This window comes from Bacillus sp. JAS24-2 (assembly GCF_008274905.1).
Classification (GTDB): Bacteria; Bacillota; Bacilli; order Bacillales; family Bacillaceae_G; genus Bacillus_A; species Bacillus_A cereus.
In genome coordinates, this window is record NZ_CP031069.1 from 363,461 (window position 1) to 384,840 (window position 21,380).

The following is a 21,380-nucleotide window of genomic DNA, read 5'->3' on the forward strand; positions in this document are numbered from 1 at the left end:
AAAAATGTCAATTGATTGAGATATGATCAATTATGTAATCCGCACACGAACTTCCTGTTCTTGCAATAATTGGATAGTCAATTCCACTGTAATATTTTGCATTAACTGATAGGGCTTTTCATGTGATTTACTTTGTTCTGATATAAATTCAATATATTGAAATATATAGCCTTCTACACGTAAGCTTCCTTTTTCAATTATAGATGGATTATGTCCTTTCTTTATTACTTTTGGCAATAAGAATTCTTTATTTGTCAAAATAATTTCCTGTGATATCTCTTTTATTCCTATAACTTTTTCTTTAAAAACCACCTTTTCTATTAAACTAACTTCACCTTTATACTTCCCTATTTCTATCGGTAATCTCGCAGTTATATAATTATTTACATCGCCTTCAATTTCCTTCTCTAATATTATACCGTGGATTGGAATCCATGAAGATACGCCTACAAACCCCTCTTCCATATTTCCTTTTACTTTTTGATTAGAAAGTTCTAAAAGCACTCTCTTTTCATAAAGGTTTGAAGAAACTAAATTACAATTAATTTCTCCATGGTAATGTTGCATTGTATTTAATAACCTAGAATCCAGTTCACGCCCTCTTGCATCTTTTTCATTACGAAATACAAATGCTTCTTGACTTTTCACATTAATATTAGGAAATTTTATAAAACTAGTAACATCCGAAATAATAGAAAATGGAGTTTTCACTTCTATTGAACGTACTGAAGTCTCTACTTTTGATTCCGTATCTATACTTTTTTTCTTTGATTCTGTTTTTTCACTTTTTTTCTCTAATTCATTTGCTACTTTTTCTTTCTCTAATCCATTCGCTTTCGCTTCTTTTGCTAGTACATTCTTTTCACTTTCTTTCTCTACTTGTATTGCTTTCGCTTTTTTCTCTAATTCTGTTTTTTCACTTTTCTTATTTTTTCTTATTTCGCCTAAATCATCTTGAGCACTTAGTATTTCTCCTTTGTAAACTTTTTTCCATATTCCCTTACCAACTAATGGATTATCCATCACCATCCCCCACTTATAAAACTCATAAAAATATATTTTGATACGCAACCATTCATCATTATATATGTTTTATAATAATAAAAAAGACGTTGTCTGTTTATCAAAGAGAATGCTTTTTTAGTTTTACACTACTACTTTTGATAAAATCGGTTCGTACCCCCCAGCACTAAAAAGCATTTAGTTATTTCCCTCTAGAAAAATAAAAAAGCCCATTAGGAGGATTCAGGCCTTCAAACAAGTTTAAAAATTCTGGGGTTTTCCGGCATAGATTCCATTGCTACGCATACCATACGTAAAACCTTCGAACATTGATTCTATAAACAAAAGAGACACCCATGATACAAGAAATACTTACTCATAGTACACTACAAATCAAACCGGAACATATTGGATAAGCGAAGAGAAAAAAGATGGTATTATTAAACAATTTTCATATTTACATAAAAAATCCACACTTAACTAGACCAATATACTTACACCATTCTTTCTAGACGAGCATAAAATATACTAACGAACGAAAGGGGGTAATTTTATGGGTTTTGGTTTTGGTGGATGTTGTGATTTCAATAGATGTGATGATCGGAGAGATCATCACAGAGAACATCACAGAAAAGAAGAAAACAATAGACAGGTGAATAATAATCCAGAATTATTGCCATTCTTACAAACATTAACTCCTGGTACTTGTATTGTTCTTCAATATGATTGCCAACCACCTACAAGTGCAACATTCCAAGGTTTTCAGGGAAACAACGTCATTATTTTATCTGACTTTGATTGTTTCCCAGGATTAGCACGTATTGCAATTAACAAAATTAACGTAATCTCTATAAATTCACCTGATTGTAATCGTTTCTGTTGCAAGCGTAAGCATTGTAGAGAACGTGATGAGCATGAGCATAAACATGAGCATGATCGTAGAGATGATTATTAAAAATGAATGAATAGAAATACCTTTCCTTTAATTTTATAAGCCAATTTGCAGAAAAACACCTATTAAAAAATAGGTGTTTTTTCTTTCCTAAATTTACTGAACTAAACATAAATAACAAACCATTTCCTATAGCGGACATATACTATTGTAAGGTCAGCATCCAAATGACCCAAATAAATACCCACGCCAAGAAATAAAACTACAAAGTATTTCTTGGCACCTTTTACATAAAATAAATAAATCTTTTTAAAATGTACAAGTTAATTATCAAATTATTCATATTATAGGTTAAAAGATCCTATACCACCAATCCATAAAGGTAATTGAAAGTGGTTCGTTTTGAAACAACCCATTCATGTGCTAATTCTCCCACAGCAAATTTTTTCATTCGATTAACCATCATAATCATTTCATATAATCTTTTTGCCCTAGACATCGAATCTCCTACATAACCATGACATAATTGAGGCCCGTTATAATATATAATCATGTACATAAATTTATCTGTGCTTTTTTGTTTTATCTAGATCTCTTTAAACTATTTCTAATTGTACTTCGCAAAAGAACTTTCCTTAATCAAGCTTGTGCCAGGTGATAGCCCAAACGGTAAGTGAAAGATGAATTATGATTAGTGTAAGCCAACATATTTGCTACCATATACTTTTGTACAGATTGTTTTTATCATTTTTTTAAAATGTGTTATAAACCTGTTCGCAAGTTGCGGCTGTTGGTTGAAAAAAACAGTGTTTCTTATAACGTCCGACCAAAGGCTGATTATACCATTGTTGAGGACAATCACCTGGTGGCCTAAAATACCATAAACTAAATTTTCCAGGCCAATACCTCTCTCCATTTATTACTCGACGAGCTAAGCGTTTTTCACTTTCTCTTGCTCTTTGATAGAAATAACCATGAGTAACAGCTTCAAATGCGTGTTCTTGGAAAATCATTTGTCTAATGGTACGAAGATTTTTAAAGTCGGAACAATTGGCTCTTATTCGGTTAATTCCTACATTACCGACTAGCAACATACCCTGAGTCCCTTCTCCTTCAGCTTCTGCTCTCAGTAATCTTGCTAAAAGTGCAATATCTGTGTCTGTAGCATTAACAACCCCCATGACTTCACCTCCATTATATTTTCTTCTTATAGTATTGCTTATAAGTTTGGATAATGACTTTTCACATCATATAGATTATTATGTCTACGAAATATGAAAGATCATTTCTCTTGAATATAAAGAATAATGATAAATAAATATAGATTGTTTCATGGAAGAATTTGTATTGTCTTTGTAATGGATCTTAAAGATGGAATGACAGGTGAAGAAGAATTGCTAAATAAATTCATGAATAGAGGTATTTATAAGTATTATATAATTTCAATAGTTGGGGTTACTTTTTTATATTTACTTTTAAAAAATATGATTCAAGTTAGTATTTTATCTTTTTCCGACATACGTCTTCTCAAAATAAATAGAGAGACATACGTCTCTCTTCAAAAAGTACTTTTGGGAATTTTAAATTGTCCCTCTTAGTATCAAACCTAGAACGGCTATAATTATCGTACTAATAATTATTCGTAAAATCCAAGAGGTATTCATGCTGATTTTTTCTAATTCCTTATTAATTGTAGTAATGTCTTTCTCGTTCATTATTATCCGAGTTTCTAAGTTACGAATATCACGCATGATTTCTTTTTGTTCTGATTTTAGACTGTCAATTTTCACATTTACGTCTTCCATATACTCACGCCCTTATAATATCTTAATAAAACAGTCTTCATATATTATGAGACAACCTTTTCCGATGTGAATGCATATGAATTATTTCTATGTCGAATCCTTATTTTATACATCTTTCCCACTCGTATTTATAATTACTAAACTAGTAAAAACACTTTTTAACTGACTAATAGTTGTACTAATTAATCATATTCAGCTGTCTTTTTAGAATCCAAAATGAGTATCAACTACATTCTTCATATTTTTAGTAATATCAATTAAAGAACGAGTGTTGAGAAAAAATGCTCTTTCAAAGGATTTTACCAGTTGCGATGGTCATTAATGTCCCTGTGTCTACACCTACAGAACATTAAATGGCTATTTTGTTCAATAAAAAAGAGAGCATCCTGGGTGGAGATGCTCTTAATGTATGAGGAAGTTCTAACTGAAAATTGGCATCGAGGAGGAGCGGTTAAGCTCGTCCTATACTTTAATATATGCCGGTTCTTCTCAAAAGGTGAAGAGTAAAAAGACACCTTAATTAGATGTCATTTTAGTGTATAAGAGGTAGCTACCTACCTTGTAAAAGACCTTTCTGTACCAGTATATGATTATCAATTCTCATTATACATAAAATAGATTTTAAATACGTTTATTGTGTATTCTAATAGCAGCTAAAGTAGGTCATAAAAATAACAGGACAACGAAAGATAAGGATAATAGTCATCAAAAAAATCAAGTAAGATGAATTATAATTCCGTTCAAATTAAGATTAATTATTCAATTTATATAGAACAAGGGATGAGAACCTATTATGGACACTTTTTATACGAACAAGAATATCAAATTAAATTTAATTGGTGATGTATGTGTTGATATAAATCCTAGTAGGCTTAATCATTACATCATTGATACGAAAAAACTTGTTTTTTAATTATTTCCCATATATTTAAATAAGTTCTATTAAATTTTTAAAACGTACATTAAGATTATACTCTTTCCCACCGGTCATAGATACTTTTACTCCACTCCTATATTGTTAATTTTTTGCACAATGCATTTCAAATTTACATATACTACTTATGCACATGTATTTAGATCGCATTTGGGCGTGTGATCTGAAACCTACTTTTCAAAAAGCGCTTTATAAGCGCTTTTTTTGATATGTAAATAAGCTCTACAATATGGTGTTTTTATACAAAAGACACACGGTTAAAAAAATAATTTCATATATTATATTGGCATCCTTTCTTTTTAGAGTGGATAGTCGTTACAAAAGGACACTTTCCGAAGTGCTCTTACATTTTCATACCAAATAGTGTTTTTATAAAAAACTTTTCACCTTTAAAGCAGACAAGCATATATTATTGTATGGGGCACTCCACTCCATACGTTCAACCCTTTTAGTCTAGATGCACACTTATATGTGTGCTCTTTTTTATTCACTTGAAATAACGATTTTGTTCAATGAAAAGAGAACATCTGGGGCAGTAGATGCTCTTAATACAATTGGAGTTTTAACTAAATAAATGGAATAGAAGCGATTAAGCTCGTCCTATACTTTAATATATGTGAAAGGTGAAAAATAAAAAGACACCTTAATTAGATGTCTTTTCAGAGTGCCAGAGGTAATTTATATGTTGGATATACCTTCTATATCATTGTATGACAATCAATTCTTATTATGCCTAAAAAAGGTTTTAAATACGTTGATTGTGTAGTTACAATTTAACAAAGAATAAGAACCTGTTATGGACACTTTTTATACGAACAAGATATTAAATTTAATTAGTAATGTATGCGTTGATATAAATCTGAATAGGCTTAATCATTACATCATTGATACCAAAAACATATTTTTTTATTATTTAACATATATTCTGACAACTCCTATTAATTGTTTGGAACGCATGTTAAATTTATACCCTTTCCCCCTATTTATAAACACTTTTACCCTCCCCCTCTATCATTAATTTATTTGCACAATTCAACTCTAATTTACATATGCTACTGTGTGCTACACATGCATCTAGATCACCTATGGGCAGGCATGATCTGAATTCAACCTTTTAAAGCGCACTATATAAACGCTTTTTTTCATGCGTAAATAGTCTCTACAAAATGAAATTATTATTACATTCCCTTCCGTATAACATTTTCAATCCGGTTTATACTATAACTGTAACTTTAGAGTTACACAACCTAACTTTTAGGGCCTAATTTTCTTTTGTACAACAAGTGGTTAGCTAATCAAGCTGGCTACTTTGTTGTGCTAAATGATGTCTTTACTCGAATTTACGCTTCACTTCTTCTATTAGCCAAGATACGATATTAAAATCATTAGCTTCAACTCGTTCCATCCCAATCACAGACCTTTATAGTGTAAAAATATCAGTATGTCCAATTTTTATAGATTTTTTGCACCAGAACCAAAAATAATTTCATTAAACCAATTTCATATTCACACAGAAAATCCACACTTAACTAGACTCATTTACTCACACCATCCTTTCTAGACGAGCATAAGATGTACTAACGAACGAAAGGGGGTAATTTTATGGGTTTTGGTTTTGGTGGAGGTTTTGATTTTAATAGATGTGATGATCATAGACAAGAACATCACAGAAAAGATGAAAGAGAAGACAATAGAAGACAAATGAATAACAATCCAGAATTATTACAATTTTTAAGAACGTTAACTCCTGGTACTTGTATTGTTCTTCAATATGATTGTCAACCACCTACAAGTGCAACATTCCAAGGTTTTCAAGGAAACAACGTCATTATTTTATCTGATTTTGATTGCTTTCCAGGATTAGCACGTATTGCAATTAACAGAATTAACGTAATTTCTATAAATTCACCTGATTGCAACCGTTTCTGTTGCAAGCGTAGGCATTGTAAAGAATGTCATGAGCATAAACATGAGCACGAACACCATCGTAGAGATGAATATTAAAAAATAAGTGAAAGAAAAATCTTTCCCTTAATTTATAAGCCAATTTGCAAGAAAAACACCTATTAAAAAATAGGTGTTTTTTCTTTCCTAAATTTACTGAACTAAACATAAATAACAAACCATTCCCTATAGCAGACATATACTATTGTAAGGTCGGCATCCAAATGACCCAAATAAATACCCACGCCAAGAAATAAAACTACAAAGTATTTCTTGGCACCTTTTACATAAAATAAATTTTTTTTAAATGTACAAACCTAATTGAAAATCTACACATATAATGTATTCTACCTTTCTATTATCTTATTTAAGGGATTTATCTTATATAAATCCCTTCTTTTTTAAGTATTTAACCATTCCATTTAACATACATAAAATAATTATTCCTAAAAACAAAATAAGATAAGAGCTTTTCACTCTTATCTTTCCCTAATATTTATTAAAAATTCTATTAAACTACTCGTTGAACACTAATAGCATCTAGGCTGGTCATATTAAAGTTGGCAGCAGCATCCACCCAAATAAGAAATCCATTCTCTATACGAATAAAGACTCCTGTTCCATCGATTTGATCTCCACCTGAAAAAACTCTAATTTTATCGCCTTCCCGTAAACCATTCAATCTTTTTCGTTCTTCAATATCCCCAATTTTTCTTACTTCCTCACGGCCTCTTTTCCTTCGATTTCTATTACATTCATCACATTCACATCTACGTTCAAAAGACATTTAACATAACCCCTTTTTCCTAAAAAACTTATTTGCACTATATATTATGAAAGAAATAAATTAATGGATTAGGTGTTCTTCTCCTAGCAATTGCCCAATTAGCTAATTTATTTAAAATTATAATTACTAATTTCAACAATTGTACAAGCCATTTTGTATTACTTACATACAATAACAGTGAGATGATAATCATCTTATACCCCAAAACCCTAAATTACCCGTTCAGTAACTATCTTTAAAAGATAGAAAAAAGGACAGTTTTTAACTGTCCTTTTTTATTTTTTACAAAGATGCATATTTTAAAAATCAACATCTGTTACCAATAAATACATATATTATCTACTACTCCAATACACTGTTAGATAAAACTTCTCTATCATGGAAGAGACTTATTTTCTATCTGTCAAGAATTTAGGTTCTTTCTTCACTGTTTGACATCCATTTATATTAATGGACGGTAATTACTTCCCTTCCATATAATCGATTCTACGCTTTTCATTTTAAACCTAGTATCTTTTCTTTCTTCTATTTTTTTTAATGTATTCATAAATTTTATCCATGATAAACGTTTCATGTTTTATCCAAATGGCTTCAGCTTCTTCTAATGTAACTACACTTACTAGTTTTTCAATTGCTGTGTCTTTAACTAAAAATGTAGCTACAGTACCTGTAGATGTCGAGTATTTACTGATAACTAAATCTATAATATTTTCAATCTCTAATATTTTATTATTATGAGAATTCTTCTCGATTTGACTACTTTGATTTGTTATTTCTTTTTCAGACAGTTTTTTTAATCGGGAATTTAGAATAAATTCAATATAACCTATTGGAGAATTAATATCTGTACGAAATCGTATATCCTCAATTATTTCTAATACAATTTCTTTATGGGCTTCCCATTTTTTTAACACTTTAGGAAACACTTTTTCTTTACAGCGTTCTTCAAACCTTTTAATTTTTTGTTCAAATGTATTGGGCTGTTGAAATTTATCTAAATTCTTTTCAAAATGAACTAAATTGTTATCTTTCTTTTTTTGTCCACAGATAATAAATTTTATTTTTTGTACTTTCCTCCCTAATTTAATTTCTTCAAATTCAAAAGAAATATCTGTATTTTGGTTCAATTCTTTTTGAGAGGGTTTTAACACACGTTGCTTAAAATTTGCATAGTTAGGGTATATATCCATTGCATCTAAGTAATACCTTAAATTTTCGAGACTAATTGTACGTTCTTTTAAATCTTCATATTGTTTTAGCAGTTCATAAATACGTATAGCGTATGTACTTTTCAATTTAATAACATTTGCTAATCTATAGCTTGTAAACTTGCTGCTTAATTCTAATAAAAATGGCTTTAATAATGGATCGAAACGCATATCGATTGTTCCTTTATTTCTGTTGTAAATTGCTGAAGAAAGCCAAGATACCTGTATCAACTCTTCCCCCGTCCGAATTTCAATTACTTTTGATAATAATTCCTTTGTAATTTTACTTAACTCCGAATATTTAGTAGATCCATTTAGACCAAGTAGATTATGAAAATGTTTGATGGAAAATGTGTAAGTTTTAAAATCCCGATCATTTGGTTCAATATTACTAGCCAAACAAAGTAATATTTTTTGTTCTACTAAATTTAAACGTGAATTTGCCTCAATTAAAGTATTTGATTTTGAAACAATATTATTTTCTTTGATCTGCAAATCTTGATTTTCAGGCATCCCTACATACGTCCCTTCTTTCTTACCTCTACTTTTCTATGAACTATAACAAATACATTCCATTTGTTATAGTTATTTTTTATTAATTTAGAAATCTAAATTCTGACTATTAAAATTGAAGAACCGTTTGTTTTATATAAAATTATTCGAAAAATCATTTAAATAGTAATGATTATTTTAAAAATATTTAGAGCTATAAAGTTTATAACCAAATTTGTTATCTTTAGAACCATTTATGTTAAAGTTAACCAACCAAATTTGTTACCTTTAGAACTATTTTTGCTAGAGTTAAGCAACCAAATTTGTTACCTTTAGCACCATTTTTTTGCTAGAGTTAACCAACCAAATTTGTTATCTTTAGAACCATTTATGTTAAAGTTAACCAATCAAATTTGTTACCTTTAGAACTATTTTTGCTAGAGTTAAGCAACCAAATTTGTTATCTTTAGAACCATTTATGTTAAAGTTAAATAACCAAATTTGTTATCTTTAGAACCATTTATGTTAAAGTTAACCAACCAAATCTGTTACCTTTAGAACTACTTTTGTTAGAGCTAAGCAACCAAATTTGTTACCTTTAGAACTATTTTTGCTAGAGTTAAGCAACCAAATTTGTTACCTTTAGAACTATTTTTGCTAGAGTTAAGCAACCAAATTTGTTACCTTTAAAACCATCCTTGTTAGAGTTAAATAACCAAATTTGTTACCTTTAAAACCATTTTTGTTATACTTAAAACCAAGTTTGTTACCTTTAAAACCATCCTTGTTAGAGTTAAATAACCAAATTTGTTACCTTTAAAACCATTTTTGTTATAGTTAAAACCAAATTTGTTATCTTTAGAACCACTTTTGTTATAATTAAGAATCATAACCCCTTATATATCAAGACATTTCATACTCTTAAAACATATAAACATATAAAACATATAAAATAATTAATATATAAAACAAGCAAACCAAAAAGTGTTGAATGCATATACTTATTATTATTTTTCAAATGAAATTTCCACGTCATAAAACCAAATTTGTTATATTTAGTTGAAATAGACAAATAAACGTCAATTAATTAAAATAGGAATATTTAACTATGAATCGAGTTATATATTTGGTTGAAATTTCATAAAATAAAAAAGCCCCCAAAAAGGGCCTTATGAGTTTCGTAAGAAAGGAATGTCTCCTATATACTATATGCTTGTTACAATAGGATGTGAATAAATACATAATAATCTCATTTGTCGGAGAAGTGAAGTAGCTTAATTGGATGGAGGGATAGTTGAAGGTATTCTTTGTATGGAGATGCTGTTTTATTAAGATGAAGATTAAAACTCAGTATCACGAACTTTTTTAGAAAAGTACCTGAATCTTTTTAAAAATAAGAAAAAATATAGATTGACACTCCCTTGCTTAAAGTTGAGAGCTTTAATTCTAAAGGATTAACGAACCAGACTCTTGGATGACTAAGAGTTCGCAATCCATTTTTTGTCGTAAGGAAATACATATAATGGTGTTTTTTATCGATTATGGGTATGAATGTATATTTGGTTAGCAATAATTTCGGTAAGACCCCTTTTCTTAATAAAACAATGATCTGTTCCTTAATGTTATTTAGATATTTACTTGTCTGATTGAGATACCTACGGATATCTTTTTTCTTTTTGCAATTACAATCGGTTAGGTTGAATTTTGTTCTCCTGCGATAACACGGGGCTTTGAAATATGAAAAGACCGCAAGGCTTTTTTAAAAAGCACTTTGCAGCCATATAATTTCCTTTCTTTTTTAAATGAAAGTCGATTGTATTCTTTTCTGATTCAAAGGTACAATATAAATATATTTAACCGCCTAACTTTTATATATGTTTCATCAACTCTTCAGGAATCGCTTGTTGACCTCAAGTGTACGTTTGTTGAATCCGTTTTCAAAATTATTTTTTACCTGTTTTATTTTGTCCATATATAAGATTAAGAAGCTGCATATATTCATCTTCTTGTCCGATGTCAAATCGTTTCCCTTCAATCATTTTTCCATATACTTTTTTAGTCATAATTAAAGAATGAATTGCATCTGTTAATTGATATTCCCCCCCAACACCAGGTTGAATGTTTTTTAATAACGGAAAAATATCAGGTGTGAAAACATATCTACCAATTACTGCAAGATTAGATGGAGGATTTACTTTGGGCTTTTCTATGATATTTGTAATATTCATGTAATTACCCTTTACAATATCCCCTTCAATAATACCATACTTCTCTATGCACTCATCTGGTACCGTATGAATGCCTATTACACTATTTTTTGTCTCTTTATAAATACTAATTAACTGATTTAAAGCAGTTTCTTTATCTGAAACTACAATATCATCTGGCAAGAGGACAGCAAAAGGTTCATTGCCAATAAATGTTTCACCTAATTTTATTGCCTCACCCAGTCCTCTCGCATATGGCTGCCTTATATAATGGATTTGAACATTAGGAATAGCAAGCCCTTTTAACAAATGGGTTTTTTTTTCTTTTTCTAAAAAAGCCTCCAATTCTAATGAATAATCAAAGTAATCAACTATTAAATCCTTTCTGCTAGAAAGTACAATTAATATTTGCTCAATACCTGAATTTACAGCCTCTTCCACAATATAATGAATCGCTGGTTTATTACCTATTGGAAACATTTCTTTTGGAATTACCTTTGTAATTGGAAAGCTCCTTGTGCCGTAACCAGCAGCTGGAATGATTGCTTTTTTTATCACTAATCTCTCGCTCCCTCATGTGTTTACAATATTAATATTCAGTAACCTCCTTACCTGCGCATGACGATTCCAAAAGAGGCTTTTACCTTCTGATTGCTTTCATCGCTTATATGAATAGGCCTTTCATTTGTCACCAATCCAACTTGTCCCTCAATATACTGTAACAACTAGTACTATAGTACTAAGTTTAGAGAGGTGATTATCATATGGATATATGTATTATAGGCTCTGGTTATGTGGGAATCACATCAGCAGCAGTATTAGCAGATTTAGGTCATGATGTTATATGTGTAGATAAGGATCAAGAAAAAATTCATTCTCTCCAAAAGGGGGAATGCCCCATTTATGAACCGGGTTTAAAGGAACTTATTCATAAAAATAGAAACCGATTACAATTCAGTTATGATATCGATAATGCTATTCAACAATCACCCGTTATTTTTATCGCTGTAGGAACCCCTTCTACCTCAAGTGGAAAGACGGATTTAAAATATATATACTCCGTCATTGATCTGCTAGTTCCGACTATAACATCGTATAAAACTATTATCACGAAAAGTACAGTTCCACCAGGTACAAATCAACTATTATATGAGACACTTATTAAACGTGGGGTTTCATCGGTCTTATTCAATATTGTCTCCAATCCTGAATTTCTTCGCGAAGGCTCTGCTGTTCACGATATGCTCAATCCAGATAGAACTATTATAGGTATCCAAAAAGGTGATACAACGTCGTTAAAAATTATGCAGGATATATATAAAGGGATTAGTGCTCCTTTCCTTTGTACAGGTTTAAATGAAGCAGAGATGATTAAATATACATCTAATGTATTTTTGGCTACCAAAATATCTTTTATAAATGAAATTTCTCGAATTTGTGATGCATATAACATTGATATTGTTGAAGTGGCAAAAGGAATTGGCTATGACTTTCGAATTAACCCTCATTTTCTTCAGGCGGGGATGGGGTATGGCGGATCATGCTTCCCAAAAGACGTACATTCACTCATTTATACAGCAAATGATAGGCACGTAGCAGTTCCTATTTTACAGGCTGTACAATCCATTAACTCCACACAGATAGATCTCTATATTGAAAAAATTAATAAAGCTATAAAAGAACCCTCTTCAAAAAAATTAACGGTTTTAGGAATTGCCTTTAAGCCAAATACTGATGATATTCGTAGCTCTCTTGCCGTAATGCTTCTTGAAAAGTTAATCCCTCATGGCTATGATCTACATGCTTATGACCCCAAAGCTTTTCTTCCTTCACATTTAAAAAGACAAGTTACCCAGCATGATAACCTAGAATCTTCAATTACAAATTCTGATTGTATTATTATCGCCACGGACTGGAATGAATTTAAAACACTTAATTGGAAACAAGTCAAACAAGTTATGAGGGGATGCACAATCGTGGATGGACGCAATTGCATTGAAAAAGATGAAATAGAAAAATATGGATTACAATATATTGGAGTGGGTCGATCATGAAAATACTTGTAACAGGAGCCGCTGGTTTCATTGGCTCACATTTGTGTCAAGCATTACTTAAAAATAGTGTATATCATGTAGTTGGAATTGATCATTTCATCGGTCCTACTCCAGCTACTTTAAAGACAGGTAATATACAATCCCTTGAATTGAATTCACGTTTTCAATTCATACAAGAAGACATTCTAAATACAGATTTATCAAAACTATTACAAGATATAGATGTTATTTATCATCTAGCTGCTATTCCTGGTGTGAGATCAAGTTGGGGAAAAGATTTTCAGCCTTATGTTACAAATAACATAATGGTTACACAGCAGTTGCTTGAAGCCTGTAAACACATAAAATTAGATAAATTTATTCACATATCCACCTCTTCTGTTTATGGTGAAAAATCTGGTGCAGTTTCTGAGGATTTATTACCTACCCCTCTATCCCCATACGGTGTTACCAAATTAAGTGGTGAGCACTTATGTCATGTTTATCACAAAAATTTTCATATACCAATTGTTATTTTAAGATATTTCACAGTATATGGGCCAAGGCAGCGTCCTGATATGGCATTTCATAGATTAATTAAACAACTGCTAGAAGATAAACCTCTCACAATATTTGGTGATGGAACACAAACACGTGATTTTACCTATATTGATGATTGTATACGAGGAACGGTGGCCGCTTTAGAGACAAAAAAAAATGTAATAGGTGAAATTATCAATATCGGTGGGAAAGAAAAAGCATCCATTTTAGACATCATTTCTATGTTAGAAAAAATATCAGGGAAATCAGCAATCAAAAACTTTCTAAAATCAGTTCCTGGAGAACCAAAGCAGACATGGGCAGATATATCTAAGGCCAGTACATTACTGCAATATTCTCCAACAGTTTCTCTATCCGACGGACTGGAAGCAGAATATGATTATATAAAACAACTATACAAAGGAGATTAGTTTATGAAAATTGCATATATATGTACAGAAAAATTACCATCTCCAGCGATTAAAGGTGGAGCAATTCAAATGATGATCGATGGGGTGTCCCCCTATATAAGTCAAGATTATGAACTTACTATTTTCTCCATTTCAGATCCAAATCTTCCAAATCAAAAAACACAAGATAATGTCAATTACGTGTATTTGCCTCAAAAAGACTATGAACAGCACGTTATAAGAGCCCTCCAAACCAATACATTTGATATTATACATGTCTTTAATCGTCCTAAAAATATACCTCTATATAAACAAGCTTCTCCACACAGTAAATTTGTATTAGGTCTTCATAACGATATGTTTGCTGAACATAAACTATCTATTTGTGAAGGCAATCTTATTATTGAAATGGTTACCGCCATTACGACTGTTAGTAACTATATTAAACAAACTGTGATTGAGAGATTTCCACAAGCTGAAGAAAAGATTTCCATTGTCTACTCTGGTGTTAATTTAAAACAATCCCCCTCCATCTGGACATCAACAGGAAAAAAGATAAGAAATGCATTTCGTACAAAATACGGTATCCAAGATAAAAAAGTAATTCTATTTGTTGGCCGATTATGCAAAAATAAAGGTCCAGACTTGCTCATTCAATCTATGAAGAAGATTATTCAAACGCATAAAGATACGGTCCTTGTAATTGTTGGTGGTAAATGGTTTAGTGATAACCGAGTAAATAAATATGTTAAAAGGCTATATAGACTTGCAAGACCAATTAAAGAACACGTAATTTTCACCAAATTTATTCCTGCAGATCAAATTCATAATATATTTCTAATGGGGGACATATTTATATGTAGCTCACAATGGAACGAACCATTGGCACGTGTTCATTATGAAGCAATGGCTGCTGGCATCCCAATTATTACAACAAACCGTGGGGGAAATGCAGAAGTTATAACAGATGAATATAACGGCTGCCTAGTAGAACAATATAATAATCCAATGGAGTTTGCCAGACTTGTTCAGGCTTTGTTATCTCAACGCGAATTTGCACAATGGATTGCTGAAAACGGAAGAAAAATTGTGGAGGAAAACTTTACATTTAAGCATACAGCAAAAAAACTAGATCAGGTATATAAACAAGTCGCAGAATCTACTAATCAACCTACTAGAAATCTAATACGCCCTCTCAAAATTCTAATTGTTTGAACTGCCCAGCATTTAACGTTTTTATGAACTATTTGAATTAAGGGATTCCTAAATACAGAAACTTAACGGTTTCTAACTAATTAAGCTATTCGTGTAGTTCCTAACGGTAAGAGGTGGGGCGCTTTATTGCTAAGATTCTGTCCTACATTAACATCTCAATCTTAATATGTGTGCTAAAAGAAGAGAGAATCTACTCAAGAAGATTTGGATGTTTAACGTTTTTATTTTGATCAAAACAATTCAAACATAACTAACTAGAAATAAAAAAATATATAACGGCGGCCTATTATGTATATGTTAAAGAACAAAAAAACGCTTGGAGAACCAAGCGTTTTTTTGTTCTAATTATTTTACGCGTCTTCTTCTTCACCATCATCGTCTTCGTCTTCATCATCTTCGTCTTCGTCTTCATCATCTTCGTCTTCTTCTTCTTCTTCTTCTTCTTCTTCTTCTTCTTCTTCGTCTTCTTCTTCTTCATCTTCTTCTTCTTCTTCTTCTTCTTCATCTTCTTCTTCTTCTTCTTCTTCATCTTCATCTTCTTCTTCTTCTTCTTCTTCATCTTCTTCGTCTTCTTCTTCTTCATCTTCTTCGTCTTCTTCTTCTTCTTCTTCTTCTTCTTCGTCTTCTTCTTCTTCTTCTTCTTCTTCTTCTTTTCTTCGTCTTCTTCTTCTTCTTCTTCATCTTCTTCATCTTCTTCTTCTTCTTCTTCTTCTTCTTCTTCGTCTTCTTCTTCTTCTTCTTCTTCTTCTTCTTCTTCTTCTTCTTCATCTTCATCTTCTTCTTCTTCATCATCTTCGTCTTCTTCTTCTTCTTCTTCTTCTTCTTCTTCTTCTTCTTCTTCTTCGTCTTCTTCTTCTTCTTCTTCTTCTTCTTCTTCTTCTTCTTCTTCTTCTTCTTCTTCTTCTTCTTCGTCTTCTTCTTCGTCTTCTTCTTCGTCTTCTTCGTCTTCTGTAAAGATAACTTCTGTTTCATCTGCATATTGAATTTCAACCTCTACACCATTATGTGTACCAGATTGAATTATTTCAGCTAGAGCTTTTAGAACTTCCTGTAAATCACCATCTGAATTAACACTAAAGCCATTTTCAACATCTAATTTTATTTTTGCTCTTTTCACATCAGCCATTTACCTAACTCCTTCAATATATTTTTATATATACTATGTTGAAAGAATATGAAAAGATTAATCTATTTGCGGAAATTTCATTATTCATTTTCCTTAGCACTCTTTACTAAGTTTGCTATCCACGGGCTTCTTAATGGATGATCGGGAGTAATAATTTTAACTTTTACTTTCGGCTTTTCTATTTGAGCTGGAACGACCCCATTTTGTTCTGGGTATTGTTCTTCTATTTCTATTGCATTTTGGGTCTCTTCATCTTTTACTTCATCAATTATTGTGGTTTTCTTCCTCTTCTTCTTTTTCTTCTTCGTCTTCTTCGTTTTTCTCGTCTTCTGAACCTCTTCATCCTTTACTTCATCTTTTACTTCATCTTTTACTTCATCAATTATTGTAGTTTTTTGTGGAGATTCCTCTTCTAAATCTAGCAATCCGATTTTGGGTAACTCCTCTAATTCTATTTCCTTAATAATCGCTAAATTCTCTAGCACCGAAGATTCATTTAGTACAATATTTTTTTGCTGCTCATACTCTGACAATTCCCATCCCATTGGCCCTGGTGGAGAAAATACAAATTTCTCTAAATCTAAAATAGGAATTACTATCTCTTCTTGTTCTGAACTCATTTCATTTCCCCCCGCTATTGCTCTTGATTTCGTGGTAAATATCAGAAAAATTTTGTAAAAATTCTTCTTTAGAGTCTTCAAGTGCAATGATATTTTGCAATGCCCAAATATACTTTTCATCAGACCAAGAACGCTTTTGTCCTAAATAGTATTTATGTGCAATTGCACAGAATAAGTGAGGGAACGATAAATCAGTCCAAAGAACGCGAAATTGTTTTTCTGATAAGGAATTTTCCGAATCATACGCACTCAACATATGAATTGCTAAATTAGTATCCCAAACTGACATTTTTTTCATCACTTTATTTAAAATGATACGCAGATCCCTCACGGGTAAATCACTTGTAATAGAATGTAGCTCTTTCATAAAAACAGCATCATCTATTTCTGCAAACCTTGCTAAAGTAAAATCTTGCTGACAAAAACTATTAGATGCAATAACTTCTTTTGTCCATTGGTCATAATATGGATCATCTATTTCTTGTAATGCTCTCTTACCACGTGCTAACATCTTATCGACGTATTCTAAAAACATTGTTGAAAATACATCATCTGGAAAGGAGAGTGCAATTCTTTTGTTTCCTTCTAATTCTTGTAATTTCCATCTGTATAATTTATGCCATTTTCCTAATCGACTCCGAATTTTACTTTCTTGCATCGGAATATATCCTTCTGATGCTTGATGAAATTTACCTGCATATATGAGTACCTTTTCTAATTGTTCTTTATTATAATATATGACTTCTTTCCCTTGATGCTTATCATATAGTACATACGCATACTCATCAGATCCGATACAAAAGCCCCCTCTTGTTGTTTTATGAATGTTTGTAATTGGTAATCCATTTTGAAGGAGATGTAAATGTGCTCCAGCAATAAATAGCATCCTTTTAGGGTGCATATGTGCTTGTTTTAATATTTTTAATCCTTCTTCTGTTTCAACTTCCCACATTGTTCTCCCACTTCTGCTTGATTGTAAAGTAATATTACTTACTTCAAATGGATAAAAGTTAAGGACCTTTTTTAAATGTTCATTCTCTAATCCAGTTGTTTCTTCCAACTTTCTTCACCCTCCTCTTAAATTTTATAAAACTTCCCCATACACTTTCATTAAATCCATAGCGACTCGGTTCCAATTAAATTCTTTTTCAACCTTCGCACGTCCATATTTCCCTATCTGTTTTCTTTTATTTTCGTTATTTAATAGATTAATTATCTTTTCTGCATATGCATCAGGATTCTCAAAGTCATTGACAATATATCCATTTTTTCCTTCTTCAATAACTTCAGGGTTACCACCTCGATTACTTGTGATAATTGGTAAACCCGCTGCCATTGCTTCGTAATGCACCCTAGCAAGAGGCTCTTGCCACTGTGAAGAGCAAACAAAAATATCTGACATAGCATAAAGTGTTGAAATATCCTTCGGTTTAACAAATTTAATAAAGACTACATGTTCTGGAAACATTGCACCTAAGGTATATAAATGTTTTACATAATTATTTACATTGTTATCTCCAAACCATTTTGAACCAATAAAAACCATTACGATGTCTGGATTCTTCTCAATTATTTTAGGAAGAGCTTGTAGCAAAATATGAGGACCTTTTACTTTGCTCAAGCGTCCAACAAACAAAACAATTTTTTTATTTTGTAAATTCAACTGTTTCTGCACATAATTTTTAACTTTTGTACCATTCGCGGTCCACGAAGGATAATATTCATTTACATCTACACCAGAATATACTGTTCTTGTCTTTGCTTTTGCAGTTTGAAAGCGCGAGGTAATTGTTTTTCCTATATAATCACTAACTGTTACAATTTTAGAAACAGCAGCAATACATGCTTCGCCCTCTTTATCACTTATCTTTTCGTATGCAAACATTTCATTATGCACACTTAACACGAATTTAGTCTGTGGTGCCGCCTCACGTAAAATTGTGACCCAATTGGGACGATTACATAAATGAACCACATCATATTTTTCCTGTTTCAAATGTTTAATAACATAAGGCAGATACTCCTCTTCTGGAAAACGTATATACCTTACACCTTTGTTTTTTTCTTCTGATTTTAAATTAGGATCTGTTATAGAAATAACTGTCACATTTTTACCATTTGAAGCAATAATGGAAGCAACAGAATCTATATAAATTTGAATAGCTCCCCCCCGTACAGCTGGTACAGGTAGCTTTTCAGTGGATATTATCGCCATTTTCATTAAATCGCCTCCCTGTTTCATAAAATACAACTTTCTTCATATGTTACGAAGGAACCCTTATATTTGTGAGTTATCAAGAATTATTTCATCTTTTATAATTGAATTTGGTAAATAGTACTTTTTCTTCTTAAAGGCAAATGGCTAGAACAAAAATGGTCATGTACCATACAGTAATAAGAAAGTATAAAAGGATGGTGGTATATGTGGAGAATCAAAATGAAGAAGCAATGTATACATTATCGCCCGAAGAGGAGCAAAAATTAGTAGCCTTGGCAGAGACAATGATTCAACATTGGGACATTCAAGCGACTACAATCGAATTAATACAAGGTGGACAACTAGCCTTAGTATGGAAAGTTCATACTGCAGATGGACCATTTTGCTTAAAGAGAATTCATCGCCCTGAAAAAAAGGCTTTATTTTCTATTCACGCTCAAGATTATCTTGCAAAAAAAGGCATGCGTGTTCCGAGCATAATTCCAAGTAAAGTGAAGCAGTTATATACAAAACACGGACCATTTTTATTTGTTGTTTATGATTGGATTGAGGGAAGACCATTTGAGCTTACAATGCAAGAAGACCTTGAAATGATTATGAAAGGGTTAGCAGATTTTCATGTAGCTTCTATTGGCTACAAACCGCCACCAGGCATACCTATCTTTACAAAACTGGGACGTTGGCCCAATCATTATATTAAAAGATTTCAACAGATGGAGATTTGGAAAAATTTATCCGCAACTATGCCAGATGATCCATTTTCACAATTGTACTTGGCTGAAATTGATGCTTTCATTTCAGAAGCAAAACACACACACCAAAGATTATTGGAATCTGAATATACAAAATGGACTGATGAATTACAAGAATTCCCCAATTTATGTCATCAAGATTATGGAACAGGAAATTCCTTATTAGATCCAAGTAATCAAATTTGGGTAATTGATTTAGATACAGTTTCTTACGATCTTCCTATTCGAGACTTGCGTAAAATGATTATTCCTCTACTAGATACAACTGGTGTTTGGAATGAAAACCAATTTCAAATTATGATTAACGCATATGAGTCAGTTTCCCCTTTAACAGCTGAGCAGAAGAAAATTATGTTTATTGATATGTTATTTCCTTACGAATTGTATGATGTGATTCGTGAAAAATACGTCAGAAAATCACCATTACTTGCTGAAGAACTTGCTGGAGCTATGGAATATGAAAGGATAAAGTCAAAGGCTTTAAACATATTAATAGAGGAATTTTAATACGCAATACAAACAGTTCTGGTAAAAAGGTTATTGTTATCTTTTTCCGACAGAAGGCCGCTTTCTTAAAAATGTGAAGGTGTGAAATACCAATTTTAGATGGAAAATAAATGTCGGTATGCAAAAGTTTACGTTTTTACTAGAAGCAAGAATAAGGATCCTTAATTGCGAGAACCATTGTTTGAAGTTGTTTTGTATTTAATCGTTTTCTTGCTATATGGAATCATACTTATAAAAAAGCAGGGAAAAGATTAACGTATCATTTTTTCACTGAAGAGCTAACTCAACTTCCAAAAAACGTTACGGGATGTAGTTATATCAAAAACGTGTATTTCTAGTTAACTATGTTCGAATTGCATTTACCAAAATAAAGACGTTAAAAATCTTAATCTTCGTGAGTGTGATTGCCCTTCTTGTAGTACACATAACAATAGGTATGTTAACGTAGGATTAAATCTTAAAAACGAAGCTATCCCTCTCTTAACTACAGGGATAGCTTAATCGATTAGACCCGTTAGGGAGTTAAATTAAGAGTGGCTCGGCAAGGTTCTGTTACGAAGTTCATTTAATAGAGGCATAGAACTTACACAGACTGTCCAATTCCAAATTATGATACATCTCCAAACAAAATATGTACAAGCCAAATTTATTTTTGGTAGATTGGCTATTCCTGATTATGAAAGGTATA

Annotated in this window: 17 protein-coding genes and 2 pseudogenes; 7 read left to right on the forward strand and 12 right to left on the reverse strand. The window is 31.6% G+C overall.

All coding sequences use genetic code 11. From position 1 onward, the window contains the following. Window positions 1–30 precede the first annotated feature (30 nt). A complete protein-coding gene (locus tag DN407_RS28755; protein WP_149216961.1) occupies window positions 31–1,023 on the reverse strand; it encodes a BC_2427 family protein in 993 nt (330 codons plus the stop codon). Window positions 1,024–1,555: 532 nt separating this feature from the next. Between DN407_RS28755 and DN407_RS28765 the strand changes: the two genes are divergently transcribed. Further along, window positions 1,556–1,957, forward strand: coding sequence for a hypothetical protein (locus tag DN407_RS28765; protein WP_084065767.1), 402 nt, complete (start codon window positions 1,556–1,558; stop codon window positions 1,955–1,957). Window positions 1,958–2,255: 298 nt separating this feature from the next. On the opposite strand, the gene DN407_RS31835 is transcribed toward DN407_RS28765, so the two are convergent. From DN407_RS31835 to DN407_RS28780, 3 genes are all read right to left on the reverse strand, one after another. Then, the gene (locus DN407_RS31835) at window positions 2,256–2,393 is read right to left on the reverse strand and encodes a hypothetical protein (RefSeq protein WP_179955824.1); all 138 of its coding nucleotides are present in this window, start codon (window positions 2,391–2,393) and stop codon (window positions 2,256–2,258) included. A gap of 253 nt (window positions 2,394–2,646) precedes the next feature. Continuing rightward, window positions 2,647–3,075 carry a cell wall hydrolase gene (locus DN407_RS28770; RefSeq protein ID WP_149216962.1) on the reverse strand — a complete coding sequence of 143 codons (429 nt, stop codon included), beginning with the start codon at window positions 3,073–3,075 and terminating at the stop codon, window positions 2,647–2,649. Window positions 3,076–3,474: 399 nt separating this feature from the next. Beyond that, on the reverse strand, window positions 3,475–3,699 hold the full coding sequence (locus DN407_RS28780; RefSeq protein WP_097919476.1) for a hypothetical protein: 225 nt from the start codon (window positions 3,697–3,699) through the stop codon (window positions 3,475–3,477). A 2,536-nt stretch (window positions 3,700–6,235) separates the two neighbouring features. On the opposite strand from DN407_RS28780, the gene DN407_RS28785 reads away from it, so the two are divergent. Next, complete coding sequence (locus DN407_RS28785; RefSeq protein ID WP_149216963.1) at window positions 6,236–6,637, forward strand: hypothetical protein; 402 nt, start codon at window positions 6,236–6,238, stop codon at window positions 6,635–6,637. Between the two features lie 451 nt (window positions 6,638–7,088). Here the strand turns inward: DN407_RS28785 and DN407_RS28790 are convergent, their stop codons facing one another. From DN407_RS28790 to DN407_RS28805, 4 genes and pseudogenes are all read right to left on the reverse strand, one after another. Continuing rightward, window positions 7,089–7,364, reverse strand: coding sequence for a hypothetical protein (locus DN407_RS28790; RefSeq protein ID WP_149216964.1), 276 nt, complete (start codon window positions 7,362–7,364; stop codon window positions 7,089–7,091). A 506-nt stretch (window positions 7,365–7,870) separates the two neighbouring features. Beyond that, a complete protein-coding gene (locus DN407_RS28795) occupies window positions 7,871–9,085 on the reverse strand; it encodes a replication initiation protein (RefSeq protein ID WP_149216965.1) in 1,215 nt (404 codons plus the stop codon). Between the two features lie 1,565 nt (window positions 9,086–10,650). Beyond that, window positions 10,651–10,981: pseudogene (locus DN407_RS32400) on the reverse strand (DDE-type integrase/transposase/recombinase); the annotation flags it as partial. 26 nt (window positions 10,982–11,007) lie between these two features. After that, a complete protein-coding gene (locus DN407_RS28805; RefSeq protein WP_098570667.1) occupies window positions 11,008–11,829 on the reverse strand; it encodes a UTP--glucose-1-phosphate uridylyltransferase in 822 nt (273 codons plus the stop codon). Window positions 11,830–12,035: 206 nt separating this feature from the next. Between DN407_RS28805 and DN407_RS28810 the strand changes: the two genes are divergently transcribed. The 3 genes from DN407_RS28810 to DN407_RS28820 are packed head-to-tail and all read left to right on the forward strand — an operon-like array spanning window position 12,036 to window position 15,469. Further along, entirely contained in the window at window positions 12,036–13,325 is a 1,290-nt protein-coding gene (locus DN407_RS28810; protein ID WP_149216967.1) for a UDP-glucose dehydrogenase family protein, read from the forward strand. After that, window positions 13,322–14,275, forward strand: coding sequence for an NAD-dependent epimerase/dehydratase family protein (locus DN407_RS28815; protein WP_149216968.1), 954 nt, complete (start codon window positions 13,322–13,324; stop codon window positions 14,273–14,275). The genes DN407_RS28810 and DN407_RS28815 overlap by 4 nt, the downstream gene beginning before the upstream one ends. 3 nt (window positions 14,276–14,278) lie before the next feature. After that, the gene (locus DN407_RS28820) at window positions 14,279–15,469 is read left to right on the forward strand and encodes a glycosyltransferase family 4 protein (RefSeq protein WP_149216969.1); all 1,191 of its coding nucleotides are present in this window, start codon (window positions 14,279–14,281) and stop codon (window positions 15,467–15,469) included. A 286-nt stretch (window positions 15,470–15,755) separates the two neighbouring features. On the opposite strand, the gene DN407_RS31840 is transcribed toward DN407_RS28820, so the two are convergent. From DN407_RS31840 to DN407_RS28845, 4 genes are all read right to left on the reverse strand, one after another. Next, window positions 15,756–16,595: an AAA family ATPase gene (locus DN407_RS31840; protein ID WP_347402780.1), complete on the reverse strand. Its 840-nt coding sequence runs from the start codon at window positions 16,593–16,595 to the stop codon at window positions 15,756–15,758. 80 nt (window positions 16,596–16,675) lie between these two features. Beyond that, complete coding sequence (locus DN407_RS28835; RefSeq protein ID WP_149216970.1) at window positions 16,676–17,215, reverse strand: hypothetical protein; 540 nt, start codon at window positions 17,213–17,215, stop codon at window positions 16,676–16,678. 1 nt (window position 17,216) lies between these two features. Next, complete coding sequence (gene cotS / locus DN407_RS28840; RefSeq protein ID WP_097919730.1) at window positions 17,217–18,275, reverse strand: spore coat putative kinase CotS; 1,059 nt, start codon at window positions 18,273–18,275, stop codon at window positions 17,217–17,219. 24 nt (window positions 18,276–18,299) lie between these two features. After that, entirely contained in the window at window positions 18,300–19,436 is a 1,137-nt protein-coding gene (locus DN407_RS28845; protein ID WP_097919729.1) for a glycosyltransferase family 4 protein, read from the reverse strand. 152 nt (window positions 19,437–19,588) lie between these two features. Between DN407_RS28845 and DN407_RS28850 the strand changes: the two genes are divergently transcribed. Continuing rightward, a complete protein-coding gene (locus DN407_RS28850; RefSeq protein WP_149217107.1) occupies window positions 19,589–20,692 on the forward strand; it encodes a spore coat kinase CotI in 1,104 nt (367 codons plus the stop codon). A 309-nt stretch (window positions 20,693–21,001) separates the two neighbouring features. Next, window positions 21,002–21,193: pseudogene (locus DN407_RS32405) on the forward strand (IS200/IS605 family element RNA-guided endonuclease TnpB); the annotation flags it as partial. Between the last annotated feature and the right edge of the window lie 187 nt (window positions 21,194–21,380).